The 24,463-nt window shown below is 55.3% G+C and carries 26 protein-coding genes; 13 read left to right on the top strand and 13 right to left on the bottom strand.

Features of this window, described 5'->3' with window-relative positions:
• The 6 genes from ACHUEV_RS00850 to ACHUEV_RS00875 form a co-directional block, all read right to left on the bottom strand.
• A complete protein-coding gene (locus ACHUEV_RS00850; protein WP_394177185.1) occupies nucleotides 1-984 on the bottom strand; it encodes a glycoside hydrolase family 3 N-terminal domain-containing protein in 984 nt (327 codons plus the stop codon).
• Nucleotides 985-990: 6 nt separating this feature from the next.
• The gene (locus ACHUEV_RS00855) at nucleotides 991-1,914 is read right to left on the bottom strand and encodes an SPOR domain-containing protein (protein WP_394177186.1); all 924 of its coding nucleotides are present in this window, start codon (nucleotides 1,912-1,914) and stop codon (nucleotides 991-993) included.
• Between the two features lie 70 nt (nucleotides 1,915-1,984).
• Entirely contained in the window at nucleotides 1,985-3,724 is a 1,740-nt protein-coding gene (argS, locus tag ACHUEV_RS00860) for an arginine--tRNA ligase (protein ID WP_394177187.1), read from the bottom strand.
• Nucleotides 3,725-3,842: 118 nt separating this feature from the next.
• Nucleotides 3,843-4,397 carry an MOSC domain-containing protein gene (locus tag ACHUEV_RS00865; protein ID WP_394177188.1) on the bottom strand — a complete coding sequence of 185 codons (555 nt, stop codon included), beginning with the start codon at nucleotides 4,395-4,397 and terminating at the stop codon, nucleotides 3,843-3,845.
• Nucleotides 4,394-6,229 carry a cation:proton antiporter gene (locus tag ACHUEV_RS00870; protein WP_394177189.1) on the bottom strand — a complete coding sequence of 612 codons (1,836 nt, stop codon included), beginning with the start codon at nucleotides 6,227-6,229 and terminating at the stop codon, nucleotides 4,394-4,396. Before ACHUEV_RS00870 ends, ACHUEV_RS00865 begins: the two co-directional genes overlap by 4 nt.
• Nucleotides 6,219-7,391, bottom strand: coding sequence for a deoxyguanosinetriphosphate triphosphohydrolase (locus ACHUEV_RS00875; RefSeq protein WP_106353974.1), 1,173 nt, complete (start codon nucleotides 7,389-7,391; stop codon nucleotides 6,219-6,221). Before ACHUEV_RS00875 ends, ACHUEV_RS00870 begins: the two co-directional genes overlap by 11 nt.
• A gap of 73 nt (nucleotides 7,392-7,464) precedes the next feature.
• Here ACHUEV_RS00875 and ACHUEV_RS00880 point away from each other — a divergent pair, with 73 nt between their 5' ends.
• The 5 genes from ACHUEV_RS00880 to ACHUEV_RS00900 all read left to right on the top strand — a co-directional run bounded on the left by ACHUEV_RS00880 (nucleotide 7,465) and on the right by ACHUEV_RS00900 (nucleotide 9,781).
• Nucleotides 7,465-7,791 carry a HesB/IscA family protein gene (locus ACHUEV_RS00880; RefSeq protein WP_204353897.1) on the top strand — a complete coding sequence of 109 codons (327 nt, stop codon included), beginning with the start codon at nucleotides 7,465-7,467 and terminating at the stop codon, nucleotides 7,789-7,791.
• Complete coding sequence (locus ACHUEV_RS00885) at nucleotides 7,791-8,303, top strand: hypothetical protein (RefSeq protein WP_106353971.1); 513 nt, start codon at nucleotides 7,791-7,793, stop codon at nucleotides 8,301-8,303. Before ACHUEV_RS00880 ends, ACHUEV_RS00885 begins: the two co-directional genes overlap by 1 nt.
• Before the next feature lie 34 nt (nucleotides 8,304-8,337).
• The gene (locus ACHUEV_RS00890; protein ID WP_394177190.1) at nucleotides 8,338-8,535 is read left to right on the top strand and encodes a hypothetical protein; all 198 of its coding nucleotides are present in this window, start codon (nucleotides 8,338-8,340) and stop codon (nucleotides 8,533-8,535) included.
• A 54-nt stretch (nucleotides 8,536-8,589) separates the two neighbouring features.
• Nucleotides 8,590-9,390: an exodeoxyribonuclease III gene (xth, locus tag ACHUEV_RS00895; protein ID WP_394177191.1), complete on the top strand. Its 801-nt coding sequence runs from the start codon at nucleotides 8,590-8,592 to the stop codon at nucleotides 9,388-9,390.
• Between the two features lie 64 nt (nucleotides 9,391-9,454).
• A complete protein-coding gene (locus ACHUEV_RS00900) occupies nucleotides 9,455-9,781 on the top strand; it encodes a hypothetical protein (protein WP_394177192.1) in 327 nt (108 codons plus the stop codon).
• On the opposite strand, the gene ACHUEV_RS00905 is transcribed toward ACHUEV_RS00900, so the two are convergent.
• Both ACHUEV_RS00905 and dksA read right to left on the bottom strand, forming a co-directional pair.
• Nucleotides 9,778-10,926: an FAD-dependent monooxygenase gene (locus ACHUEV_RS00905; RefSeq protein ID WP_394177193.1), complete on the bottom strand. Its 1,149-nt coding sequence runs from the start codon at nucleotides 10,924-10,926 to the stop codon at nucleotides 9,778-9,780. The two genes, ACHUEV_RS00900 and ACHUEV_RS00905, sit on opposite strands and share 4 nt — an antisense overlap.
• A gap of 1 nt (nucleotide 10,927) precedes the next feature.
• Entirely contained in the window at nucleotides 10,928-11,350 is a 423-nt protein-coding gene (gene dksA / locus ACHUEV_RS00910) for an RNA polymerase-binding protein DksA (protein ID WP_106353957.1), read from the bottom strand.
• A 189-nt stretch (nucleotides 11,351-11,539) separates the two neighbouring features.
• Here dksA and ACHUEV_RS00915 point away from each other — a divergent pair, with 189 nt between their 5' ends.
• The 6 genes from ACHUEV_RS00915 (at nucleotide 11,540) to ACHUEV_RS00940 (ending at nucleotide 16,343) form a co-directional block, all read left to right on the top strand.
• Complete coding sequence (locus tag ACHUEV_RS00915; RefSeq protein WP_394177194.1) at nucleotides 11,540-12,379, top strand: AAA family ATPase; 840 nt, start codon at nucleotides 11,540-11,542, stop codon at nucleotides 12,377-12,379.
• A 73-nt stretch (nucleotides 12,380-12,452) separates the two neighbouring features.
• Nucleotides 12,453-12,902, top strand: a complete 450-nt coding sequence (locus tag ACHUEV_RS00920) for a GNAT family N-acetyltransferase (protein WP_394177195.1) — start codon at nucleotides 12,453-12,455, stop codon at nucleotides 12,900-12,902.
• Complete coding sequence (locus ACHUEV_RS00925) at nucleotides 12,899-14,245, top strand: DUF2927 domain-containing protein (RefSeq protein ID WP_394177196.1); 1,347 nt, start codon at nucleotides 12,899-12,901, stop codon at nucleotides 14,243-14,245. Before ACHUEV_RS00920 ends, ACHUEV_RS00925 begins: the two co-directional genes overlap by 4 nt.
• A 14-nt stretch (nucleotides 14,246-14,259) precedes the next feature.
• The gene (locus tag ACHUEV_RS00930) at nucleotides 14,260-14,430 is read left to right on the top strand and encodes a hypothetical protein (RefSeq protein WP_165793286.1); all 171 of its coding nucleotides are present in this window, start codon (nucleotides 14,260-14,262) and stop codon (nucleotides 14,428-14,430) included.
• Between the two features lie 3 nt (nucleotides 14,431-14,433).
• Entirely contained in the window at nucleotides 14,434-15,621 is a 1,188-nt protein-coding gene (locus tag ACHUEV_RS00935; protein WP_106744103.1) for a vWA domain-containing protein, read from the top strand.
• A 41-nt stretch (nucleotides 15,622-15,662) separates the two neighbouring features.
• Nucleotides 15,663-16,343 carry a M48 family metallopeptidase gene (locus tag ACHUEV_RS00940; RefSeq protein ID WP_394177197.1) on the top strand — a complete coding sequence of 227 codons (681 nt, stop codon included), beginning with the start codon at nucleotides 15,663-15,665 and terminating at the stop codon, nucleotides 16,341-16,343.
• On the opposite strand, the gene ACHUEV_RS00945 is transcribed toward ACHUEV_RS00940, so the two are convergent.
• From ACHUEV_RS00945 to ACHUEV_RS00955, 3 genes are read right to left on the bottom strand one after another with little or no spacing between them, the layout of a single operon-like run.
• Entirely contained in the window at nucleotides 16,340-16,882 is a 543-nt protein-coding gene (locus ACHUEV_RS00945; protein WP_394177198.1) for an RSP_2648 family PIN domain-containing protein, read from the bottom strand. The two genes, ACHUEV_RS00940 and ACHUEV_RS00945, sit on opposite strands and share 4 nt — an antisense overlap.
• Nucleotides 16,879-18,087, bottom strand: coding sequence for an RSP_2647 family RNA methyltransferase (locus ACHUEV_RS00950; protein WP_394177199.1), 1,209 nt, complete (start codon nucleotides 18,085-18,087; stop codon nucleotides 16,879-16,881). Before ACHUEV_RS00950 ends, ACHUEV_RS00945 begins: the two co-directional genes overlap by 4 nt.
• A gap of 44 nt (nucleotides 18,088-18,131) precedes the next feature.
• A complete protein-coding gene (locus ACHUEV_RS00955) occupies nucleotides 18,132-18,683 on the bottom strand; it encodes a DUF6778 family protein (RefSeq protein WP_394177200.1) in 552 nt (183 codons plus the stop codon).
• Between the two features lie 179 nt (nucleotides 18,684-18,862).
• Here ACHUEV_RS00955 and edd point away from each other — a divergent pair, with 179 nt between their 5' ends.
• Together edd and eda are read left to right on the top strand one after the other, a co-directional pair.
• Entirely contained in the window at nucleotides 18,863-20,668 is a 1,806-nt protein-coding gene (gene edd / locus ACHUEV_RS00960) for a phosphogluconate dehydratase (protein ID WP_394177201.1), read from the top strand.
• An 81-nt stretch (nucleotides 20,669-20,749) separates the two neighbouring features.
• A complete protein-coding gene (eda, locus tag ACHUEV_RS00965) occupies nucleotides 20,750-21,394 on the top strand; it encodes a bifunctional 4-hydroxy-2-oxoglutarate aldolase/2-dehydro-3-deoxy-phosphogluconate aldolase (protein WP_394177202.1) in 645 nt (214 codons plus the stop codon).
• On the opposite strand, the gene ACHUEV_RS00970 is transcribed toward eda, so the two are convergent.
• On the bottom strand, nucleotides 21,395-21,664 hold the full coding sequence (locus tag ACHUEV_RS00970; protein ID WP_394177203.1) for a hypothetical protein: 270 nt from the start codon (nucleotides 21,662-21,664) through the stop codon (nucleotides 21,395-21,397).
• The gene (locus ACHUEV_RS00975; RefSeq protein ID WP_394177204.1) at nucleotides 21,654-24,422 is read right to left on the bottom strand and encodes a [protein-PII] uridylyltransferase family protein; all 2,769 of its coding nucleotides are present in this window, start codon (nucleotides 24,420-24,422) and stop codon (nucleotides 21,654-21,656) included. The genes ACHUEV_RS00970 and ACHUEV_RS00975 overlap by 11 nt, the downstream gene beginning before the upstream one ends.
• Nucleotides 24,423-24,463: the final 41 nt, after the last annotated feature.

Consider the following 24,463-nt stretch of genomic DNA (forward strand, 5'->3'; position numbering starts at 1 on the left):
TCACGCTAAAAGCGCTTCAAGTTCGGCCTCCAGCGCCGCGATGTCAACAATTTCGGGCGGCTTGCGTAACGAAAGGGCGAAATCCGCGCGTTTTTGCGCGGCCTTTGTCATGTTGCCAGCGGCTGCGGCCACCAACTGCATCTCTGCAGCGTCGCCATTGCAGTGCAAAACAACGTCACAGCCCGCTGCAATCGACGCAGAAGCACGGTCAGCAACCGTTCCCGACAATGCCTCCATCGACAAATCATCTGTCATCAAAAGCCCATCGAATCCAATATCGTTACGAATGACCTTGATCATAGCGGGTGACGTGGTTGCCGGGCCATTTGGATCAATCGCGGTAAAGACAATATGTGCGCTCATCCCCATGGGCAGGTCATTCAACGCTTTGAATGGCGCAAAATCTTTGGCGTTCAGCTCTTCTTGCGTCGCGGTGACAGTCGGTAGGTTGAGATGGCTATCCACCGCCGCCCGCCCGTGCCCCGGAATGTGTTTCAGAACGGGCAAAACGCCCCCATGAATATGCGCATCAGCACAAACGCGTGCGGCAGCCACGACAGTTTCAACGTCACGCCCATACAGGCGATTTTGCAAAAACGGATGCGTGCTGTCTTCGGCAATGTCAGCCAAGGGCGCGCAGTTCACGTCTATCCCAACACGATGTAGATCATCTGCAATCAGGCGATTCCGTATCCAATGGGCACGCAGCGGATCACTTGCGCGTTCCATCTGATCCAAGGCTGGTAGAAATTCACGCCAATACGGGCTGCGCATTCGTTGAACGCGTCCCCCTTCTTGGTCGATCAGGATCGGCGCCTCGCGCCCTACGGCATCACGCAGATCACAAGTCAAACGACGCAACTGTTCTGGATTTTCGATGTTTCGCGCGAATAGAATAAAGCCGAGCGGCTGAACTTCACGAAAAAAGTCGCGTTCAAAGGCGGTGATTTTGGGCACTTCTGGCCCAAAAATCGAAGCATTCATGACCACTTAGTTAACCACGACCGCGATGCAGTCAGCGCCTTCAGCTTCTAGAGCCGCGCAAAAACGACGGGCTTCAGCACGATCTGCGAAACCGCTAGCGCGAAGGCGGTACCATGTGCCACTGGATTGATCGCTTACTTGGATAACGCGGTCTTTGCCGTCGATCAGCGTGTCAAAGCGCCCCTCGATCAACGCCCACTGGGTCGCAGCCAGTTCAGGCGACGGGAAGGCGCCAAGCTGCACAAGGTTCGTGCCTGCTGCAAAGTTTGTTGTGCTAACAGCCACCTCGTCCGAATTCGTCGCGGCTGGCGCAGCGGGAACCGGTGCCGATGCTGCCACCACGCGCAGGCTTGCTGGACGAATGATTGGACGCAAGGAACGAGATACCCCGGGAACAGAGGCGGAAATCGTATCCGCTGTTGTCGTTTCTTCATCGATAATTGGGTCGGCTCCAGCTGCGATTTGATCAGCCAGCGCGAGAATTTCGTCGACTTCCATTGTCGCCAGTTCAGGTACGTCGGCGCTCGCCAATGTAGCGGATGGATCGGCAACAGCTGCAGTTGCACGCATTTCGCCTGCTTCTGCAACGGGCTGCGCATCCAAATCCTCTTGGGCTAGGCCAGATGTCGTTGGGGCAAGAACCAGACGGTCTTCTGGGCCACCTACTTCGCCCAATGCGGCAACTTCGTTCACTGAAAGACCCGTATGCGACGCAACAGCGCCCCCCGGATTGTCAGGCAGCACGCGCATCTCGCCTTCCATGGCGCGCACAACGGGGATCCCGCTGACGTCGCGCATAATCAGCTTATAGCCCCAGAAACTAACCCCAAGGATCAATGCCAAGGACAGGCCAGCGCCTGCAAAATTCATGATGTTATTGGTGCGCGATACGTCACCCGATGGGGCGAACCCCTCGTTATAAACTGCCATCTCTGCCTCACTGCCCGCGCCTTTTTGGCTTATGGGTCCGTTAAATCAGCTCAATCCGGCAGTCTGTGCGTTAGCGCATCTCTTCCGCCGGAGTGACCCCAAGAATACCCAATCCGTGCGAAATAACAATCGCTACGGACCTGATAAGGGCGATTTTCGCCTGTGTTGTGTCTGAGTCACTCTCTTGCACAAAGCGTAGCGCTGTTTCGTCGTTGCCACGGTTGTACAAGGCGTGGAAATCAGACGCCAAGTCATAGAGGTAAAATGCGATCCGGTGAGGTTCGTGCCCTTTGGCCGCGATTTCAACCAAACGCGGCCATTCAGCAAGCTTCTTGATCACGTTCAATTCTGCATCGTGGGTCAGCCCGGACAGGTCCACGCCTGCCAATGTTGCATCGTCGACCTTTGCAAATGCGCTTGCCTTGATCACTGCAGAATTCACCCGCGCATATGCATAGTTCACATAGAACACTGGGTTATCTTTGGATTGCTCAAGAACTTTGTCGAAATCGAAATCAAGCGGCGCGTCGTTTTTCCGCGTCAGCATGTGGAACCGGGTCACGTCTGGACCAACCTGATCAACAACATCGCGCAGGGTCACAAAGGTCCCTGCCCGTTTTGACATTTTGAACGGCTCGCCATTTTTATACAGCTTCACCAATTGGGTCAGCTTAATATCAAGCGGCACCTTACCGTCGGACAGCGCGGAAACTGCCGCTTTCATCCGTTTGACGTAGCCGCCGTGGTCAGCACCAAAGACATCGATCAGCTGATCAAAGCCGCGCTGCACCTTGTCATAGTGGTAGGCAATATCAGGCGCAAAGTAGGTCCAGGAACCATCAGATTTTTGTACAGGCCGGTCCACGTCATCGCCATGCTCGGTCGATTTGAACAGCGTCTGTTCGCGTGGTTCCCAATCTTCGGGCATTTTGCCTTTTGGTGGTTCAAGCACACCGCGATAAATCAGGCCCTTTGCGTCCAATTCGGCAATCGCCTTTTCAATCAAGCCAGTGCCATAAAGCGACTTTTCGGAAAAGAAGTTATCCATTGTGACGTTCAGCTGGGCCAGATCTTCGCGGATCAGCTCCATCATCGCGGCGGTCGCAAATTCACGGATTTCTTCAAGCCAGAACTGTTCGCCTTTGTCGATGAACTTGTCACCGACTTTTTCTTTCAGCGCTTCACCCACTGGAATCAGATAGTCGCCAGGGTATGTGCCATCGGGGAATTCAACATCCTGACCGTGGGCTTGCAAATACCGCAGGTACACCGACCGCGCGAGAACGTCGACCTGCGCGCCGCCATCGTTGATGTAGTATTCTTTGGTAACGTCATAGCCCGCGTAATCCAGCAACCGCGCCAGCGCATCGCCAAATACAGCGCCCCGTGTGTGACCAACGTGCAGTGGGCCTGTTGGGTTGGCGGATACGTATTCGACCATCATCTTTTGGCCCTGCCCCAAAGACGATTGACCATAAGTTGGATCGGTCAGCGCTGTTTTCACAACACCCTGCCAAACGCTCGGGTCCAGACGCATGTTCAAGAAACCCGGACCAGCGACCTCGGCCACGGTGATCATCGGATCAGTCAGCAATTTCGCTGCCAATGCGTCTGCGATTGCGCGCGGGTTCATTTTTGCTGGCTTTGCCAAAACCATCGCCGAATTGGTTGCCATATCACCATGTGCCGGATCGCGAGGAGGCTCGACCGCGACAGCAGCAGTGGACAGACCTTCGGGCAACGTGCCCTCGGTCACCATCTGATCAAGGCAAGCAATCACACGGGTACGGATATCAGCAAACAGGTTCATAGCGGTCCTTTGGTCCCATTTGGGACGGAAACAGAGTTTCTGCGGGTTTAACATCGTAACCAGCAGCGTCAATGCAAGCAAAACCTGTCACGGGCTGGCTCGCTTACAAAATAGTGGCCTATGCCTTTAAAAGTCGGTCACCGACACGAACAACACCGTCCTGCACGATCGAACATAAGATGCCACGTAAACGATACGGGCGGTTGGCGCGTCGATTGATCCAACGGACACTCTCGGCGCCGTAGTTGTTGCGCCATTTCACACAGCCAGTGTTGAACTGGACGCTGACTTCGATCACCGCACTGCCAACGTTTAGGCGTGTCCCCACCGGTAGGTTTTCCATGCCGAGGTCCATATCGACAACCAGTGGATCACCGGGGTGTCGATCTTTGTTGTCCTGATCGCGCCAACATAAATCCATGACCCGCTTTGACAGGACAGAAACCTGAATTTTCGGATCGGGTGCTCCGTCGGGCAGCCGAAGCCACGGTGACGTTTTCCAACGATCACCGATAATGCCGTTTTCGACCGTTAGCTCTAGACTGTCTGGAAATGCGCGCGCCCCAACATCGGGACGCAGGCATAGTTCATTTATGATGGCACCATCTTTTGGCGCATCAATGACGTGGCTAAGCGCGGCTTCGCACTCGGCCAGTGTAACCTGCGCTGTCATGCGTCAGCGGGCGGTTGCTCGCCTTCTTCTTCGCCCGGCGGGCGCAGCGCGATGATGCGCACGCCCGGCGCACCTTTGACCTCTTCGTCTTTGCGCACCAAACGGATCGCACCGTTTGGACCAATACGCGCGAATAGATGTGCACCCGGGCGCTTTGTCCGCCAGTCTTCGAGCGTATATTCTTCGGTTAGGCGAGTAATCCGGAAGGTCCAGCCTTCTGCTATCATCCGGTTTAGGCCAGCATGCGTTTCCTCTGGTCCAAAGTTACGCCCGCCCAAGGTACGCGGCAGTTGGTGGCGTGCGCTATCGCTTTTTGCACGCATCACTTGGAACACGGAATCGCGACCAAATTCGGGTGCAAGGTCGGTCGCCACCAGCGTGTTATAAGCATCGTTATCAGTGGCCGCGACCAGTGTCGCGTAGCTGATCAGTTCCAATCGCTGCTCGGCCGCCTCGGACAGAATATCACCCGAGAAAGTCGGAATTCCCGCAGCCCGTGCGCCGCGCAGATTACCAAAGTTGGGATCCGTCATCAGCACTGGGACCTCGGCCTTTTTCAAGGCTTCGGCAAATGCGGTTGTCCAAGATGAACCACCAATCACAACAACACCCGGCACGTCTGCCCCCGTCAGCCCAAGCCAACGCGCAAACGGCGCGAGCGTGAAGCCGTGCAGCACAACGGTAAATGCCACAAGAACGAATGCGAGCGGTCCGATCAGGGTGGCATCCTCGAAACCCAGACCGATCAATCGATCACCAAACAAGCCGGCAACAGCGACCAAAACAACGCCACGTGGCCCTGTAAACGCGACAAGGATTTGTTCTTTGAAAGGGACACCTGACCCCATCAAGGACAACATCACCGTAAGCGGACGCGCAACCAAGACGACCGCCAAAACAAACGCGATTGCCCGCATATCAAGCTGCCGCAAAGCGCCGAAATCAAGGCTAGCAGCGAGCAAGATAAACACGCCCGAAACCAGCAGAACGGTCGCGTGTTCCTTAAAGCGGCGTAGTTCTTCGTAGCTGGGCAGGTTCGCGTTCGCGATTACGATGCCCATGATCGTCACAGCCAAAAGGCCACTTTCATGAAGCACGTAGTCGGACACGCCAAAGATTGCCAGCAACAGCGCAAACAACACTGGCACCTTCATATACTCTGGCACCCAGCCACGCTTGAATGAACGCGCAAGGCCGTAGCCCGCCGCAACACCAAGGATTGTTGCAAAGCCGATCCCGATTACCAAATCCATAACGGCCGCTTGGACGGTCGTAGCGGTGTTCAAAACCAAAACGACTTCATACGCGAAAACAGCCGCCAACGCACCGATTGGGTCATTGATGATTGCTTCCCACTGCAAAAGCGCCGCAGGACGTTTGGAAAGCCGTGCAGTGCGTAGCAGCGGTGCGATCACCGTGGGGCCCGTGACGATCATGATGCCACCAAAGACAGCAGCACTTTCCCATGACAGCCCTGCGCCATAGCGCAACGCCAATGTCGAAGTCAGCCATCCCAATGGGGCACCAACAAACACCAATCGCCGCACGCCTTTGGCAGCGTCACTTAGCGAATGAAAGTTTAGTGTCAGACCGCCCTCGAACAGGATGATCGCAACAGCAATCGAGATAATCGGCCCCATCAGCGGCCCAATATCACGCGCCGGGTCAAACACCCCCGCCACTGGACCAACCAGAACGCCTGCCACCAACATCAGCACGATTGCTGGCATGCGCAACCGCCACGCAAGCCACTGTGATCCAACGCCAAGTGCGCCAACCAGCGCGAACGCCATTACTGGCGCCATTGCGCCTGCTTCAACTTCAATTGCCATCAATTACCCCCGCCGGAATGACTTCACCGCCGATTAACCGTTTATGTTCTTGGATCGCGAACCGATCCGTCATGCCTGCAATATAGTCAGCAACGATGCGTGCCAATGTTATTTGATCAGGTGCATCGGCCACATCCTTGCGCCATTGCTTTGGCAACTCGTCCGAATTTTCCATAAAGAATGGAAACAGGTCGTTGATCATTTGTGTCACAACCACGCGCATTTCCACAACCGCCGGGGCGCGATACATACGATCAAACAGGAATTTTCGTATGACTTTTAGGTCCGTCCAGAGCTCTGGCGAAAACTGAACCATCATGCGTCCTGCATGGCGAATGTCATGCACTGTCGCCGGATTTAGGTCCGACAAATTACGTTGCGTGACCGTGATCACGTCTTCGACCAACACTCCAAAGAACCGACGCAGCGCTTCGTGGCGGCGGCGGTAATAGTTCAGTCCGGGATACTTTGCATCGACCCGAGCAAAGCAATCAGACAAGATCGGCAGCTCTGCAAGATCATCCGTGCTGAAAAGTTCCGCACGAAGACCATCGTGTAAGTCATGGTTATTATAGGCAATATCATCAGCCAATGCCGCAACCTGTGCCTCTGCACTTGCGTGCGTATGCAATTCAAGATCATGCCGCGCGTTATACGCAGCCAATGCATAAGGAATGTCGCCCGTTACCGGGCCATTGTGTTTGGCGATGCCTTCCAGCGTCTCCCACGTCAGGTTCAAGCCGTCCCATTCAGCATAGTGTCGTTCAAGGCTGGTCACGATCCGCAGCGCCTGCGCATTGTGATCAAAACCACCGTAGGGCTGCATCAATTCATCAAGCGCTTCTTCCCCGGTGTGACCAAAGGGCGTGTGACCTAGATCATGGGCCAGCGCGACAGCTTCGGTCAATTCCACGTTCAAACCAAGCGTGCCAGCAATCGTACGGGCAACCTGTGCGACTTCGATCGAATGTGTCAGACGGGTGCGGAAATAATCGCCTTCATGCTCAATAAACACTTGCGTCTTATGTTTGAGCCGCCGAAAGGCCGATGCGTGGATAATCCGGTCACGATCCCGTTGAAAAGGTGAACGAAAATAGCTTTCTTCTTCGGGGTAAAGCCGCCCACGCGCATTTTCCGGGTCGGTTGCATATGACGCTGTCATGAGATTTGCCTGCCTTGTCCGTCTTGCCTGTGATCCCTATATTGCAAATGAACACAAACGAATAGGTCGCAAAATGCTGACGATTCCCCCCAAAGTGACCCCACGCGCCTTTGAAAGGCTTGCAGAAATCGGGGCTGCGTCCCAAGGAAAGGCGCTTCGCATCGCAGTTGAAGGCGGCGGATGCTCGGGCTTTCAGTATGAAATCGACTTGGACGAACCAAAAGAAGATGATCTGGTTCTGTCTGACAATGGCGAAACCGTTGTGATTGATGCGGTGTCCCTGCCCTTTTTAGCTGACGCCGTCATCGATTTTTCTGAAGAGCTGATTGGCGCACGCTTTGTTATCGAAAACCCGAATGCTGCTTCGTCTTGTGGCTGCGGCACTTCGTTTTCGATGTAATGCAAAACAATCCAAGGCTGGCTCGGCTGATCTTGGATCAGGCGCAACGCGATGAACGAGATGATGATTGGAGCGGCCGCGAGATCGAGATCGCAGATCTGTTGGATCAGGCGGTCACGACTGGCCAATCTCGTATCGATCTGCGCAATAGGCTTGTTACCGGCACACGCGCAACGAATTCGATGATCTACCGTGACTTGGCCGAGGCGATTTCCGAATCCCTGACCGATCAAATCCGGGATTTGGATAGCGACATCGCCAAGCTTGAAAATGACTTAATCCCAAGCCGTTTGGTCATGGGAACGATTATCGGCCTGATGCTGGGTGCTTTTGGGGCGGTGGTCTATGGATCTGCCGATGTTTTGACCGCTGCCAGTATTACAATTGCGATGGTCACCGCATTTTTCGGGGTGCAGGCCTACCGAAAGCGTGCGTTCGCCATTATATCAACACTGAAAGGACGCCGAACCAATTATGACGCTTTCCGCAATCTTTTGCGCAGCGACCCATAATATGCTAAGCGTCTGGTGACAGAGGAGTCTCACAATGCTCGACCAACTGATGAAGATCACCCCGACAGAGATCGCCTTGGCGATTTTCGCTGTTGCGATGCTTGTGCAGCTTGCGGTTTTTCGTGCCCATGTGAATAGCGCAGAAGCCAAAGGGAAAACTGTACGTTTTCCGGGGCTGATGACATCCCTGGCACGCATCCCGGTACGTACTGACGACAAACCCAAAAGCTAAACGCTTGTGCATTGCCGCCTACTGCGGCAAAACTGCCCCAAACGAGGGGCAGCCATGAAAATTGCGACATTCAACATCAACGGCGTGAAAGCACGCATCAACGCGTTGACTGACTGGTTGGACGATGCCAACCCCGATGTCGCGATCTTGCAAGAGATCAAATCCATCGACGAAAACTTTCCGCGCGAAATCCTAGAAGACAAAGGGTACAACGTCGAAACCCATGGTCAAAAGGGTTTTAACGGCGTCGCGATCCTGTCCAAGCTCCCGCTAGAAGACGTGACACGCGGCTTGCCGGGCGCCGCTGGCGCTGGACGTGAAGGTGTCGATGACGAAGAAGCCCGCTATATCGAAGCAACCGTCGTGGGCGATGTCGCAATCCGCATTTGCGGGCTTTACTTGCCAAACGGCAACCCCGCCCCCGGCCCGAAATACGACTACAAATTGCGCTGGATGGAACGGCTATACAACCGCGCGCAAGAGTTGATGGCAGCGGAAACCCCTGCCCTGATGGCTGGCGACTACAACATCATCCCCCAAGCCGAAGACGCCGCCCGTCCAGACACGTGGCGCGATGACGCATTGTTCCGCCTAGAAAGCCGTGAGGCATTCCGCCAGATCGTGAACCTTGGCTTTACCGAAGCCTTCCGCGCGCGCGAATCTGGTGCAGGCCATTATTCGTTCTGGGATTACCAAGCGGGCGCTTGGGAAAAGAACAACGGCATCCGCATCGACCACTTTTTGCTGACGCCACAATGTGCCGATTTGCTGAACAATTGCTGGATCGAATCCGAGGTGCGCGGCAAGGAAAAGCCGTCAGACCACGTGCCCGTATGGGTTGACCTAGCCGCTTAAGCGACTAAGTAGACAAAAAACAATAATCGAGCAGATTTGGTTAACTGTAAGGAGCGCGTTGAAAATGCTCGGAAAAACCTTGTTTGCAGCCACATTAGTGGCCTGCCTGACCCCATCAATGTCTATTGCACAGTGCCGTATTGCTGTTGCCGGGACCAATTGCGTGTCAGTTCCCAAATCCACCGCACCGCGCCCTAGCCCTGTTGAAGTCGGCAGTTACTTAGAACGTGGCAAACATTCCGTGCTGATGAACGCGCGCTATTATGGCCTGCCGCCTGTCAGTGATGGTTGGGTCTATATGCGCGTTGAAAACGATGTATTCCGCGTTGATTTTGGCAGCTTCGAAGTGCTTGAGCGCGTCACCTACATGACCAACAATCACTGGCGCTAAGCCGTCACATCCAAATCATAGAGCCAGCTCATCCGGTTGAGGAACGCGTTTGGCGCGACCTTTCCCATCGTGCGCAGCCCAGCGTGGGCAACAAGGCGTTGGATGCCGCCAAGATGATAGTTTCGCGCATTCGCGTTCGCGCCCTTGACGGCTTTGACCACACGATCGCGCCGCGCTGCTTGATAGGCTTGCAACCCTTGTGACAGATCGGCGTGTTCATCACAGCAACGCGCAAACACATAGGCGTCTTCGATGGCAAGGTTGGCACCCTGCGCAAGGAATGGCAGCGTCGGGTGCGCTGCATCACCAAGTATTGCCACTGATCCTGCATGCCAGCGTTGGGCAACCGGATGGCGGAACAGCCCCCACAGGTTCACCTTTTCAACATCGCTCAGAATGGATTTCAGGCTCCAGTGACAGTCTGCAAAAACTTGGCGCAGATTGCCCGGGTCATCTTGGTGATGCCAGCCTTCTTCGGCCCACTGGCTGCGTTGCTGAACTGCGACGATGTTCAGCCGCCCGCCGGACAACGGATAAGTCACCATATGCCGCCCTGGCGCCATCCAGATGCGAGCGACCGGGTCAGCATCTTCGACCTTGACCAATGCGCGCCATGCCACCTGCCCTGTAAAGAAAGGCTCTGTCGGTTTGTTGATCAAACCGCGTATGTTCGACCGTACACCGTCAGCACCAATCGTCAGGTCTGGCGTTACTCGAATACCATCGACTTCAAACGATCCATCGGGCCGTACATCCGTGATCCGCGCATTGAGCTGCACGGTCACGCCATTCGCGGCGCACCCCCGTGCAAGTAGATCAATTAGCGCCGCGCGGTGAAAGAAACGGTATGGAGGAGATTGAGAAGTCAGATCAAAACGCGCAATTTCGCGGCCTGACAAAGCATCCGTCGGAATCACAGCCTTGGCTTTGACCCCACTCATATCAAGCGCGGCTTCAAGACCAAGCGCATAAAGCGCCCGCATTCCATTTGGCGTAATTTGCAGCCCTGCGCCAACCTCGGTTAGTTCGGGCGCTTGTTCGTAAACGTTGACCGCAGCGCCCTGCCGCGCAAACGCCAAGGCTGCAGTAAGGCCACCGATGCCGCCACCGATGATGGCGACATTGCGTTTTGCGTTATGTTGCACCTTAGTCGTCGCGGTGCACCTTCTCGCGGCGCTCGTGACGTTCTTGTGCTTCAAGGCTCATTGTAGCGATTGGACGTGCATCTAGGCGCTTAAGCGAAATCGGCTCACCTGTCATTTCGCAGTAGCCGTATTCACCTTCGTCGATGCGGCGCAGCGCAGCGTCAATCTTGGTGACCAGTTTGCGCTGGCGGTCGCGTGTGCGTAGCTCTAGCGAACGGTCAGTTTCTTCGGATGCGCGGTCTGCAACATCGGGAATATTGCGTGTCTGATCTTTCATCCCTGCGACAGTGTCGCGGGTGTCTTCGAGAAGTTCAGCTTTCCAGTTAAGTAGCTTGCGGCGGAAGTATTCCGTCTGGCGTTCGTTCATGAACGGTTCATTATCGGCTGGAATATAGTCTTCTGGCAGAAACGTTTCGGCTTTCATCGTCATACCCTATCAATTCTCCGGCGTGGCAGAGGATTGGGGCCGTAATTGCATTCCCTCTGCCCTATTTTATGCGGGGTTTACTCTCTTGGACGTCCACTGTCACCCCCTGAAATTATCCTTTGGCGGGATGTTGATGATCGCTGGCGACCTGCTAGGTTGACCACACAAATCAAAGGGTTCGCGAAGATGCAGTTTACCGGTACCGACACTTACGTTGCCACAGATGACCTAAATATGGCGGTAAATGCTGCCATGACATTGCAGAGACCCCTTTTAGTTAAGGGCGAACCCGGCACAGGTAAAACAGAACTGGCCCGGCAAGTCAGCGCTGCGCTAAACATGCCTATGATTGAGTGGAATATTAAGTCCACAACCAAGGCACAACAAGGCCTGTACGAATATGACGCAGTCAGCCGTTTGCGTGACAGCCAATTGGGCGACGAGCGTGTGAACGATGTCGCAAATTATATCAAAAAAGGAAAACTTTGGCAGGCCTTCGCAGCCCCCGAACGGACCGTTCTACTGATTGATGAGATCGACAAAGCCGACATCGAATTCCCGAACGACCTTTTGCAGGAACTCGATCGGATGGAATTCCACGTCTACGAAACCGGCGAAACCATTCGCGCCAATCATCGGCCGATTATCATCATTACATCTAACAACGAAAAGGAACTGCCGGACGCGTTTTTGCGCCGCTGCTTTTTCCATTACATCCGTTTTCCAGACATGGACACGCTGCGCCAAATCGTCGAGGTCCACCACCCTGGAATCAAAGAGGCACTTCTTACAACTGCGCTGACTCAGTTTTACGAAATCCGCGAAACAGCTGGCCTCAAGAAAAAGCCATCGACGTCAGAAGTGCTGGATTGGCTCAAGCTGTTATTGGCCGAAGATTTAACATCTGATGACCTAAAGCGTGATGGCGCAAATGCGCTTCCCAAGCTGCACGGTGCGCTTTTGAAGAATGAACAAGACGTGCATTTGTTTGAACGACTTGCGTTTATGGCCCGCTCTGGGCGTTAGTCGCGCACGGCTATTTTACTGGTACCGCCCATAAACACAGCTATGGTCGCATTTAGGTTATAAGCAGGTAAAGATGACAGAAACGGTAATCAGACCGCTCCACTCTAAGGATCGACCCGCTTGGGACAATCTATGGGAAAGCTACCTAGCTTTCTACAAAACCTCTTTACCAACAGATGTTTATGACACGACATTCGCGCGGCTGTTGAGCAACGACAGCCATGATTTCAATTGCCTGATCGCCGAGCAAAACGGTGAACCCGTCGGATTGGTGCATTACCTGTTTCACCGCCATTGCTGGCGCGTCGAAAACGTATGCTATTTGCAGGATCTGTTCGCGGCCCCATCAGTGCGTGGCACCGGCGTGGGGCGCAAATTGATCGAGGCTGTCTATGCAGCCGCTGATAATGCTGGCGCCCCGAATGTCTACTGGATGACCCAAGATGACAATCAGACGGGTCGCCAGCTTTATGACCGGGTTGGAACGCTCACCAATTTCATCAAATACCAAAGGCCTGCATGAAACGTTTTGCCGCTTTTGCACTGGCCTTGTTGTCAGCTTGTACTCAAGTCCCCGAGGGACCGCCACCGACCCTGCTTGAGTTTCCGGCGATGCGCAGCTTTGCCACGGCCACACCCACCCCACCACAACGTCCAAATTCAGAAATTGCGCAAGATTTCCTTGATCTGGCGTTTCGGATGGAAAGCGGTCAGCCGCTTCCTGCACTTACCCGCTTTGAAGAGCCCATAACCGTGCGAACCGTCGGGCAGTTCCCCACACAGATGTCGCGCGATTTGGACCTATTACTTGCACGGCTACGGTCAGAGGCGCGGATCGACATTCGTCGCACAGACGATCCGAACGCAAGCATTGTCATCGAAACGGTATCACAGCGTCAAATGCAGCGCGCAGCACCAAACGCAGCATGTTTTGTCGTTCCGCGCGTACAAAGCTGGTCAGAGCTTCAACGCTCTGGTCGCAATGGCGCGCTAAATTGGGGAACGCTGACCAAACGCGAACATGCGGCCATTTTCATCCCGACAGGCATCCCCCCGCAAGAAGCGCGCGATTGCCTGCACGAAGAATTAGCCCAAGGGCTTGGGCCACTTAACGATCTGTATCGCCTGCCAGATTCCGTTTACAATGACGATAATATCCATGCGGTCCTTACTGGCTTCGACATGCTCATTTTGCGTGTATTCTATGACCGCGAGTTGCGCAGCGGCATGTCACGATCTGCTGTCGCGGCCCGCCTACCCGGCATATTGGCCCGCCTAAACCCACGCGGCCAACGCGGCGGTGGCGAGATCGCGAAATTGACGCCGCGATCATGGATCAACGCGATGGAAACTGCGCTTAGCGGACAAGGTACCGAAGCGTACCGTCGTGCAGCCGCTGCGCGTGCGATCGACATTGGCAACCAGATCGGCTGGCGTGGACCGCGTGAAGGGTTTGCATATTACGCCTATGGACGGTTACAAATCGGCAATGACGCGTCACAGGCGCTGAATTCATTCAACACAGCAAACCGCGCCTACACCCAAAGCCGAACAACCGAAATTCATGCGGCCCATGTAGCGGTCCAAATGGCCGCGTTCACGCTGATATCAGGCGACGCCGAAACCACCATACGCATCACCGATCAGGCGATCCCCGTCGCCCGTCGCCACGAAAACCCAGCACTCATGGCGCTATTGATGATGTTTAAAGCCGAAGCACTCGACATACAGGGTAACACTGACGCAGGCATGGCCCTGCGGCTGGACAGTCTGGCATGGGGGCGTTACGGGTTCGGAAGCCGTGACGAGGTCATTGATCGGCTTAATGAAATCGCGGCACTACGACCACAAGAACCACCAAGCTAACAAAGGGCTAACCCATGATTTACCCGCTGATCGGAATTCTATTCGGGGCTGTTTTGGGTGCCTTGCGCGCCAAGTTGCGCGGTGGCGCTGGCAAAGACATTGCGCAATGGTCGATTGTCTTTGCGATCATCTTTGGTCTTATCGGGCTGTTTATACTGATCTTTATCGAACGCAGCTACGTTTAACCGATGTTTTTGCCCTTCTTCGACAATTTGCGCAATCAAGGGGTCCCAGTATCCTTGCGCGAATTCCTGTCGTTTCTTGAGGGTATGAAAGCAGGCCTTGCGACCTATGATATCGAGGCGTTTTATTTCCTCGCCCGGACCATCATGGTCAAAGACGAACGCAACCTTGATAAATTCGACCGCGCCTTTGCTGCGACCTTTCAAGGCTTGGACGCGATCCCACCAGAGGCCGTGATGAACGCCGTCGACATTCCTGCGGATTGGCTGGAAAAACTGGCTGAAAAGCACCTGACCGAGGCTGAGAAGGCTGAAATCGACGCGATGGGTGGCTTTGACAAGCTGATGGAGACGCTCAAAAAGCGGCTTGAGGAACAAAAGGAACGTCATCAGGGCGGCAACAAATGGGTCGGCACAGCCGGCACCTCGCCATTTGGCGCATATGGCTACAATCCCGAAGGCGTACGCATCGGCCAAAAAGAAAGCCGCCATCAACGTGCCGTTAAGGTCTGGGATAAACGTGAATTTCGTAATTTGGATGATACTGTTGAACTGGGCACCCGCAATATTAAGGTCGCGCTGAAACGGCTGCGTCGGTGGGCGCGTGATGGCGCACATGATGAGCTGGACCTTAACGGGACGATCCGCGCCACTGCTGAACACGGCTATCTAGATGTGCAGACCCAACCGGAACGCCGGAATGCGGTAAAGGTCCTGCTTTTCCTAGATATCGGTGGCTCCATGGACCCACATATCAAGCTTGTCGAAGAACTGTTCAGCGCGGCCAAATCCGAATTCAAGCATTTCGAGCATTTCTACTTTCACAACTGCCTGTACGAAGGTGTGTGGCGTGACAACGCCCGCCGCTGGGATGACCAGACGCCAACTTGGGACGTATTGCGCACCTACGGTCCTGACTACAAATGCATTTTTGTGGGTGACGCGAGCATGTCGCCCTATGAGATCGCGTTCAAAGGTGGCGCAAACGAACATTGGAACGCCGAAACCGGGGAAACATGGCTGACCCGCGCACGCGACCAATGGCCAAGCCATCTTTGGATCAACCCGCTGGATGAACGCTATTGGGGCTACACCCAATCCGTTCAAATGATCCAAGATATCTTTGGCGCAGACCGCATGGTGCCGATGACATTGTCAGGTATCGAAGCAGGTATGAAGTCATTGGGGCGCTGATCCCCATTGCTATTCTGCAACCCGCCCCCAATATCTAAGATATGATCAAATTTACCCCTATTCTGCTGGCGGTCCTTTACGGGCTCGCGATGTATCGGTTCTCCGTCTGGCGCACCGCGCGTGAACTGGACGCAAAGTCGATCGAAATGGACGATCCGGTTCTCAACCAATTGACTGCACGCATGGCCAAAGCCTTGGATATCGCACGCATTCGCGTGCACATCTATGAGATCGAACCCGTGAACGGTTTGGCTGTCGCGGATGGACGGATTTTCATCACGCGTGGTTTTTTTGACAAATACCGCGAGGGTAAAGTCAGCGCCGAAGAAATGGCATCCGTCATTGCCCATGAATTGGGGCATGTGGCCTTAGGGCACGCCAAGCGTCGGATGATCGACTTTTCTGGACAAAACGCAATGCGCACGGCGCTTGCGATGGTCCTTGGGCGGTTTATTCCGGGTATCGGCCCATGGCTGGCGACGATGGCGATGCGGCTGGTCGCTGCGGGAATGTCGCGTTCGGATGAATTTGAGGCAGACGCCTATGCATCGGCACTGCTGACAAAATCTGGCATCGGCACGGCACCGCAAAAATCTCTCTTTGCTAAACTTGAAGGGCTGACTGGCGCACGTGGAGCAGCCACGCCTGCATGGTTGATGAGCCACCCAAAAACACCGCTCCGCATCGCCGCAATTGAAGCAAACGAGGCAAAGTGGCGCTAAGCTACTAATGCCTTGCCAAAGCGTGGAAGCCGCGCCTTTTTCATCAGCGCGCGCATCTCCCATGGTCGATCTGACAGTCGGTTTGCTTCCGCCAATACGCCATCGGCAACGTTACGGACCTTATCCGGGGCTATCTCGAACATCTGGCGCATGAACCCATCTGGGTCTCGGCGAGTCAGGTCTTCTTCTGCAAGAATATTGCCAGGAAAGTCCTTGGCATTCATCGTTAAAATCGCATCACATGATCCAACAACTGCTGCTGTAAGCACGTGAATATCGCCGGGGTCTGGTAGCCAAAACCGCGCCTCAATTGCAGCGTCATAGCTGACACTCGCCTTTGGGAACTTTGCATTGAGTGTCGCAATTTCACCCCGCGCCCAGACTTCTTGTTCTGGGCCGAGTTTGATCGTCGCCCGCGCCCATTCTTCTAAGATGCGCGGGCTCCACCGTGGCTCAAAAAGCCCTTGTGCCGCACAGCCAAGCACGACCTCGCGCATGACTGTTGGATAAAGAACGCAGGCGTCTATCATGACCCTCATAGGCGGTAGACAACCACCTTTAGGTATCCGCTTTCGGCCAAATGTGGCAATTGCGGGTGATCTGGGCCGGCAAAGCCCGTGTAGATAATCTGCCCACGCCGACCAGCACGGCCAATCCCACGCGAGCATGAATTGCGGAATTTGGTGATGTCAGCCGCGTGTGAACACGAGCACAGCACCAAGTATCCGCCGTCCGCCACCAATGGCGCGGCCAAACGCGCGACACGTTCATAGGCGCGCAGCCCTGCTTCGGCGGCATTGCGGGTTGGCGCAAATGCGGGCGGGTCGCAGATGACAACGTCGAACTCTGCGCTTTCTTCGGCCAATGCAGTCAACACATCGAATGCATCGCCCTTACGGGTTTCAAACCGATCAGATGCGCCCATAGCGGCAGCGCCCTGCTCTGCGAGTTCAAGTGCTGGGGCTGAACCGTCAACTGACAATGCTGATTTTGCACCGCCAGCCAAAGCAGCCAAACCGAACCCACCAACATGCGAGAAGACATCAAGGACGCGTGCATCCTTTGCAAGCCCGGCCGCAAACGCGTGGTTCGGTCGTTGGTCAAAGAACAACCCCGTTTTCTGCCCGCCCATAACTTCGGCCATGTAGGTTGCACCATTCATCGGCACGGAGATCGGTCCTGATGGGGCTTCCCCGACAAGCACTTCGGTCTTTTCTTCCAGACCTTCCAATGTGCGGGCACGGCCCGTGCCGTTCATGATTACTGTGGTGACGCCTGTGACCTCTTGCAGCGCAGCAACCAGCGGCGTGATCAGTGTATCGGCCCAAGCGGCGTTCGGCTGCACGACGGCAACATCACCAAAACGGTCGATGACGACGCCCGGAAGCCCGTCTGCCTCGGCGTGGATAAGACGATAGAATGGCGCATCATACAAGCGTTCACGGTGGGATAGCGCGCGCGTCAGGCGAGCTGCAAACCATGTCTGATCAATAACTGCATCCGGATCTTGGTCCAGCATACGGCAAATGATTTTAGATTCTGGGGTGACGGCCACAATGCCCATGGGCGTGCGGTTTGCATCTTCGAGCCGCGCAATGGTGCCAGCAGCCAGTTTACGGGTGCGTCGGTCGGTGACCAATTCATTTGAATAAACCCAAGGGAAGCCATGACGGATAGCGCGGGCTTCGGCCTTGGGGATCAAGCGGACGACGGGCAAATCGGGGGAGGTGTCAGTTGTGTTCATAACTGACCTCCTACTCCTATTTACCCCCGCTTGGGAAGATGTCTTTAGATCAGTTGATTTCGTAGCGTCGCTGTCAAAAAGTCAGTGACTTCGACTTTTTGTGTACGACCATTCCGATCCATCTCAAACGCGCGACGACCACCGGGTGCACGCAAGTCAGCCTCGATCCGGCGCGCGGGTTCGATCACCGCGCCTGTCCGTGCATCACGCACAGTCATCATAAAGATAATGTTATAGACCCCGCCAACCGTCGCGCGGGTCTGCTCAGTAACGCCGTGAAAACGGATCAATTGAATGTCAACAACGATCGGTGTTTGGCCACGAAGAACGGATTCGTTGCGCTGCGCCGCAGTTTCAAACATAGCAGCAATTTGCGGGATACGCGGACCGGGCGCATCACCACGCCAAACGATATCTGCCTTGGGATAATATCCGCTATCCTCAGATACGGTCAGCCCCTCCTTCACCGAAAAATTCAACGCTGTCAGGTCGTAAGACCGTGCCATAACAGGGCGCGGGTCCGGACCTGAACCAGCTAGCGAACATGCAGCCATTGTTGCGATCAACATGACGGCACTGATTATTCGTTTAAACATTTTGCGCTCCTGAACTTTCAAAGCATTAGAATTGTCCGCCGCCTAGCATGCTGAATCAGAATTGATAACTGTTTTGATAACGGTAACTAACTTTTAGCAAACATCCGCGACACGCCCGCCCTTGTTAGCGCTAACGGATTATGGTAGACTTCGACCAAGTGAAAGTCATGAGGAAGCCAATGCCACTTCATCCCAAAATCGCCGCGGTCACCGACCGCATTCGCGCCCGTTCTGAAGATACGCGTCAAGCCTACCTCGAAAATATGGCACGCGCTGCATCCGAAGGCCCACGCCGCGCCCATATGGCCTGTGGCAACCTTGCCCACGCCTACGCCGCGATGGGCGAAGACAAGGCCACATTAGCCGAGGGTCGCGCACCAAACATCGGAATCATCACCGCCTACAACGACATGTTGTCGGCGCACCAACCCTTTGAACTGTATCCGAATCTGATCCGCGCAGCTGCGCGTGCGGCCGGTGGCACGGCGCAGGTTGCAGGCGGCGTTCCTGCTATGTGTGACGGCGTGACGCAGGGCCAGACCGGTATGGAACTATCGCTGTTTTCGCGTGACGTGATTGCGCTGGCTGCAGGTGTTGGTCTTTCGCATAACGTCTTTGACGCTGCGATCTATCTTGGCGTCTGCGATAAAATCGTTCCTGGTCTTGTCATGGCCGCGGCAACGTTTGGCTATATCCCCAGTGTGTTCCTACCCGCTGGTCCGATGACATCCGGTTTGCCGAACGACGAAAAAGCCAAAGTCCGCCAGAAATTCGCTGTCGGCGAAATTGGGCGCGACGAATTAATGGCCTCTGAAATGGCGTCGTATCACGGGCCGGGTACATGTACCTTCTACGGCACGGCCAACACGAACCAGATGCTAATGGAGTTCATGGGTCTACACCTACCCGGCGCATCCTTTGTGAACCCGAACACGCCTATGCGCGATGCGCTGACAACAGCCGGCACGGAACGCGCGCTGGAAATCACTGCATTGGGCAACCAATACACTCCTGTTTGCGATGTCTTGGATGAAAAGGCATTTGTGAACGGCCTTGTCGGCCTTATGGCCACCGGTGGTTCAACGAACCTTGTGTTGCACCTGCCAGCGATGGCACGTGCGGCTGGCATCATCCTTGATCTGCAGGACTTTAGTGACTTGTCAGATGTAACCCCGCTCATGGCGAAGGTTTATCCAAACGGGCTGGCAGATGTGAACCACTTCCATGCTGCTGGCGGTCTTGGGTTTATGATTGGTGAGCTGCTGAACGCTGGCTTGTTGCATGATGACGTGAAAACAGTCGCGGGTGACGGGCTGCATTTGTATACGCAAGAACCCAAATTGACAGATGGTAGGATCACCTACTCCGCTGGTGCCGGCAAATCGCTGAACGAAAAAATTCTGCGCCCCGCAAGCGACCCATTCCAGCCCGAAGGTGGGTTGAAGCAACTTGTCGGCAACCTAGGCCGTGGTGTGATCAAAGCCTCTGCCGTCGCAAAAGAGCGCCACATCGTCGAAGCCCCTGCCCGTGTGTTCCACACCCAAGAGGCCGTTAAAGACGCGTTCAAAGCTGGCGAGTTTACCGAAGACACAATCATCGTGGTTCGGTTCCAAGGGCCAAAATCGAACGGCATGCCTGAATTGCATGGCCTGACACCAACGCTTGCCGTGTTGCAAGACCGCGGATTGAAGGTGGCGCTGGTCACTGACGGTCGTATGTCTGGCGCGTCCGGCAAGGTGCCGTCAGCAATTCACCTATCGCCCGAGGCCGCCGATAACGGCCCAATCAGCCTGATACAAGATGGCGACATCGTGCGCCTAGACGCCACAAAAGGCACCATTGATGTCTTGGGCGTGGATCTGACCACGCGCAGCCCCGCAATTGCTGACCTGACTGGCAACGGCAATGGCGTCGGACGTGAATTGTTCGAAGTGTTCCGCCGCAACGTGGGTCTTTCATCTGAAGGCGCCGCAGTGGTTGTCTAGCTGACACATATTTCCCATAAGCATCCCGACGCGGCGTCAACGACGCCGCGCTGCACCAAATAACCGATGAAAGTCTGGAACATGACCCCACAAGAAGCCTCTGCCGCCGCCGCCAAAGTCTGCCTGCTTGCCCCTGTTGTACCTGTCTTGGTAATTGATGACGCCAGCACAGCAGCCGATTTGGCGCGGGCGCTTGTCGCTGGCGGCCTACCTGCCCTTGAAGTCACATTGCGCACACCTGCCGCTTTGGACGCGATCCGCGAGATGGCGTCAGTGCCCGGCGGTGTTGTTGGCGCTGGCACATTGCTGACGCCAAAAGACGTTGAAGCGGCCAAAGAAGCCGGTGCAACATTCGGCGTATCACCCGGCGCAACCGACCGACTGCTAGACGCTTGCGAAGCCAATGACCTGCCGTTGTTGCCCGGTATTGCGACTGCGTCCGAGGCGATGCGCCTACTGGAACGCGGCTATAGCGTGCAAAAATTCTTTCCCGCCGAAGCAAACGGCGGCGCGCCTGCACTTAAGGCGATCGGTGCTCCGATCCCACAAGTCAAGTTCTGCCCGACTGGCGGCGTGAGCCTGAAAAATGCGAACGATTACCTAAGCCTAAGCAACACTCTTTGTGTTGGTGGATCTTGGGTTGCGCCCAAAGATATGGTCCAAGCGGGCGATTGGGCTGGCATCACAGCGCTTGCCCGCGAAGCATCACAGCTCCAAGCCAGCTGATTATTCAGGAACGCGCGCTCGCCTACCGCCACGGCGTTTGGGCGGGCGCACATCGGCCAATGCTGCAGATAGTGTAACGATCATCGGATGGTCCTGCGGCATATCGCTATAAGTCACGAGATGCGATCTGATCGCCGCCTTCGCGTCAACATCAGCCCCAATTCCCATCGCCCATTCTAAAAAGATTGTCCGGCACTCTTCGGTGGAAATGCCATCAATCCGGAAAGATTCACGGATCAGGCCAGTCGGGTCGATTGGATCACGCGTCATCTGCTGCCCCCAACATCCGGCTAATCACGGCATCCGCCGCTGCGGCCTGCGCGTGCAACTGGTCAGACAGCTCTGCCAGATCACTGCAATCTGTTTCACGCAAAATCAAACGCTTGGCCCCTTCACCAACTTCATCAGGGCGCAGTGGCCCACCCGTTAACAAACGAGCAACCGCTTGTAAGCGCCACATAAGCCGCGCCGCGTCGTTTACCGCCTGCGCGTCAGCGGCACTCACCCAGCCGTCTGCGACACCGGCCTCTAATTGCGCGTCCAATTCACGTGCCGACGACCCAGCACGCAAACATGCCGTCTGTGCGAACAGTTCGATATCCTGCAAGCGACCGGGGCCAATCTTGGCATCCCAATCACCTTGCGAAGGTTTTGCAGCCGCAATCCGGCGGCGCATGTCTGCGACATCGGTAAGTACGGTTTCACCTTTGCCCTTTTCGGCCAAGACGGCAATGCGGACGTTTTCTATCTCGTCCGCCAGCTCTGGATTACCAGCCATCACGCGCGCGCGCGTCAGCGCCAGATGTTCCCACGTCCAGGCTTGGTTGCGCTGATAATCTGTAAACGCCTCAAACGAGGTTGCGACCGGCCCCTGCCTGCCAGACGGGCGCAACCGCATATCCACCTCGTACAAACGCCCCTCTGACATGGGCGCCGAAAGCGCGGTTACCAATGCTTGGGTCAATCGCGCGTAATATGGACGGGTCGCAAGCGGACGACGCCCATCCGATGCCTCAATCCCTTGGGCATCATAAACCATAATCAAGTCGAGATCCGATTCCGCGTTCAACCGCCCAGCCCCAAGCGACCCCATGCCAAGAACCACGCCTCCGCGCCCCGGCATCGCCCCGTGTTTTTTGGTAAATTCGTCAACGATGACTGGCCATAGCCCCGCAACAACCGCACCAGCCAGATCAGCATATTGGCTACCCGCCACCTCTGCGCTGATCAAACCGCGCAGCAAATGTACACCAACGCGGAAATGCCATTCCTTTGCCCAACGGCGCGCAGCGATAAGTTGGGTTTCGTAATCGTCGAGAGCATCCAAAGTGGCGGTCAGGTCAGCCTGCAAACCATCCTTGCCCGGCCAAGGGTCAAAGAACGCGCCGCCGATCACGGCGTCAAATACGCCAGAGTTACGCGATAGGTATTGCGACAGTTCTGGCGCGGTCGCAGCGATATCCACGATCAATTGGGTTAGTTGAGGATTTGCCTCGAACAGTGAAAACAACTGCACACCAGCAGGAAGCCCAGACAAGAAACCATCGAACTGGACCAAAGCCTCGTCCGGCTTTGCGGCCTCTTGCAATCGGGCCAAAATTTCAGGCTTGAGCCGTTCAAAAATCTCGTTGGCGCGGGATGACCGGAAAGCCGGGTAATTGCGCCAACGCGCAACAATATCCGCTCCCCAATCGCTGACCTGGCTTGGCGCTGCATCGGGTGCAAAGAAGCCTTCGGTTAATGCGTGGACCTCTTCGATACGATCTGAAATTTCGGACCGTAGCGCATCTACTTCCGTTCCCATGAATGCAGCAAGGCGTTCGAAACCTTCAGCATCATTTGGCAAGTGATGGGTCTGCGCGTCATTGATCATCTGCAATCGATGCTCAACTTCGCGATGATATTTATAATGATCGTATAGTGTTACAGCATCATCTTCAGGCAGCCAATTAGCTGCCGACAGCCTATTCAGCCCGTCCCGTGTTCCGCGCACGCGCAGTGACGGGTCACGCCCACCTGCAATCAGTTGGCGCGTTTGCGTAAAGAACTCGATCTCGCGGATACCGCCGCGCCCTAACTTCATATTGTGCCCTTCAAGCACAAGTTTTCCGTGCAGTCCTTTGTGGTCACGGATCTTTAGACGCATATCATGGGCGTCTTGGATCGCGGCGAAATCCAAATGCTTGCGCCAGACAAATGGGCGCAGTGTATCTAAGAATCTACCACCGGCGTCGACATCGCCCGCGCAAGCGCGCGCCTTGATATAGGCGGCACGCTCCCATGTCCGGCCCACACTTTCATAGTAACGTTCGGCGGCTTCCATCGATAGACAAACCGGGGTCGCTGACGCATCGGGCCGCAAGCGCAGATCGGTCCGAAACACATACCCGCCCCCACGAACATCTGACAGCATCGCAGCCATTCGTCGTGTCACCCGGATAAAGCTGGCACGGATTTCGTGATAGTCGTCGGGATCAAATCGGGTTTCATCGAACAGGCAAATCAGATCAATATCGGACGAATAGTTCAATTCGCCCGCGCCCATTTTTCCCATGGCCAATGCGAACATCCCACCAGCTTGCGCCGGATCACCGTCACTAGGGAGCTTACCGCGCGTGACTTCGGCCTCGACCAATCGGACCAAAGCCGCTTGCACTGCAGCATCCGCGAAATCGGTTAATACTTGCGTCACCACCTCAAGCGGCCAGACACCGCCAAGGTCAGCCAAAGCTGTGATCAGCGCGATGCGCCGTTTGCATTGACGTAGATGCGCGGGCAGCGCGTCCAAACTTACATCAGGAAGCTCTACCAGAATTGCATCAACGGCACCTTCCGGTTCATGCAACGCGGGAACGATCCATTCCGCCTCGGCCTGTAACAGCCCCGCCAAATAAGGGCTGCACCCTGCCGTACCTTCAATCAAAGGCACCAAAGCCGGCGGCAAATCCGACAAATAAGTAAGCGCATCTTGCCCCCGATCAACATCATAGGGGCGCGGACAACGGGTGAGACGATCAACAAAAGACATATGTCACAGTTACCTTGCGCAGCGGTCTGGTCAATCAGAAC

The sequence above is a fragment of the Yoonia maritima genome (assembly GCF_043641945.1).
Taxonomy (GTDB): domain Bacteria; phylum Pseudomonadota; class Alphaproteobacteria; order Rhodobacterales; family Rhodobacteraceae; genus Yoonia; species Yoonia maritima_B.

Bases quoted from the DNA above. Each gene is read 5' to 3' on its own strand.
- ACHUEV_RS00850 (WP_394177185.1), bottom strand. From the start codon at position 984: ATGAATGCTTCGATTTTTGGGCCAGAAGTGCCCAAAATCACCGCCTTT.
- ACHUEV_RS00855 (WP_394177186.1), bottom strand. From the start codon at position 1,914: ATGGCAGTTTATAACGAGGGGTTCGCCCCATCGGGTGACGTATCGCGC.
- argS (WP_394177187.1), bottom strand. From the start codon at position 3,724: ATGAACCTGTTTGCTGATATCCGTACCCGTGTGATTGCTTGCCTTGAT.
- ACHUEV_RS00865 (WP_394177188.1), bottom strand. From the start codon at position 4,397: ATGACAGCGCAGGTTACACTGGCCGAGTGCGAAGCCGCGCTTAGCCAC.
- ACHUEV_RS00870 (WP_394177189.1), bottom strand. From the start codon at position 6,229: ATGGCAATTGAAGTTGAAGCAGGCGCAATGGCGCCAGTAATGGCGTTC.
- ACHUEV_RS00875 (WP_106353974.1), bottom strand. From the start codon at position 7,391: ATGACAGCGTCATATGCAACCGACCCGGAAAATGCGCGTGGGCGGCTT.
- ACHUEV_RS00880 (WP_204353897.1), top strand. From the start codon at position 7,465: ATGCTGACGATTCCCCCCAAAGTGACCCCACGCGCCTTTGAAAGGCTT.
- ACHUEV_RS00885 (WP_106353971.1), top strand. From the start codon at position 7,791: ATGCAAAACAATCCAAGGCTGGCTCGGCTGATCTTGGATCAGGCGCAA.
- ACHUEV_RS00890 (WP_394177190.1), top strand. From the start codon at position 8,338: ATGCTCGACCAACTGATGAAGATCACCCCGACAGAGATCGCCTTGGCG.
- xth (WP_394177191.1), top strand. From the start codon at position 8,590: ATGAAAATTGCGACATTCAACATCAACGGCGTGAAAGCACGCATCAAC.
- ACHUEV_RS00900 (WP_394177192.1), top strand. From the start codon at position 9,455: ATGCTCGGAAAAACCTTGTTTGCAGCCACATTAGTGGCCTGCCTGACC.
- dksA (WP_106353957.1), bottom strand. From the start codon at position 11,350: ATGAAAGCCGAAACGTTTCTGCCAGAAGACTATATTCCAGCCGATAAT.
- ACHUEV_RS00915 (WP_394177194.1), top strand. From the start codon at position 11,540: ATGCAGTTTACCGGTACCGACACTTACGTTGCCACAGATGACCTAAAT.
- ACHUEV_RS00920 (WP_394177195.1), top strand. From the start codon at position 12,453: ATGACAGAAACGGTAATCAGACCGCTCCACTCTAAGGATCGACCCGCT.
- ACHUEV_RS00925 (WP_394177196.1), top strand. From the start codon at position 12,899: ATGAAACGTTTTGCCGCTTTTGCACTGGCCTTGTTGTCAGCTTGTACT.
- ACHUEV_RS00930 (WP_165793286.1), top strand. From the start codon at position 14,260: ATGATTTACCCGCTGATCGGAATTCTATTCGGGGCTGTTTTGGGTGCC.
- ACHUEV_RS00935 (WP_106744103.1), top strand. From the start codon at position 14,434: ATGTTTTTGCCCTTCTTCGACAATTTGCGCAATCAAGGGGTCCCAGTA.
- ACHUEV_RS00940 (WP_394177197.1), top strand. From the start codon at position 15,663: ATGATCAAATTTACCCCTATTCTGCTGGCGGTCCTTTACGGGCTCGCG.
- ACHUEV_RS00945 (WP_394177198.1), bottom strand. From the start codon at position 16,882: ATGAGGGTCATGATAGACGCCTGCGTTCTTTATCCAACAGTCATGCGC.
- ACHUEV_RS00950 (WP_394177199.1), bottom strand. From the start codon at position 18,087: ATGAACACAACTGACACCTCCCCCGATTTGCCCGTCGTCCGCTTGATC.
- ACHUEV_RS00955 (WP_394177200.1), bottom strand. From the start codon at position 18,683: ATGTTTAAACGAATAATCAGTGCCGTCATGTTGATCGCAACAATGGCT.
- edd (WP_394177201.1), top strand. From the start codon at position 18,863: ATGCCACTTCATCCCAAAATCGCCGCGGTCACCGACCGCATTCGCGCC.
- eda (WP_394177202.1), top strand. From the start codon at position 20,750: ATGACCCCACAAGAAGCCTCTGCCGCCGCCGCCAAAGTCTGCCTGCTT.
- ACHUEV_RS00970 (WP_394177203.1), bottom strand. From the start codon at position 21,664: ATGACGCGTGATCCAATCGACCCGACTGGCCTGATCCGTGAATCTTTC.
- ACHUEV_RS00975 (WP_394177204.1), bottom strand. From the start codon at position 24,422: ATGTCTTTTGTTGATCGTCTCACCCGTTGTCCGCGCCCCTATGATGTT.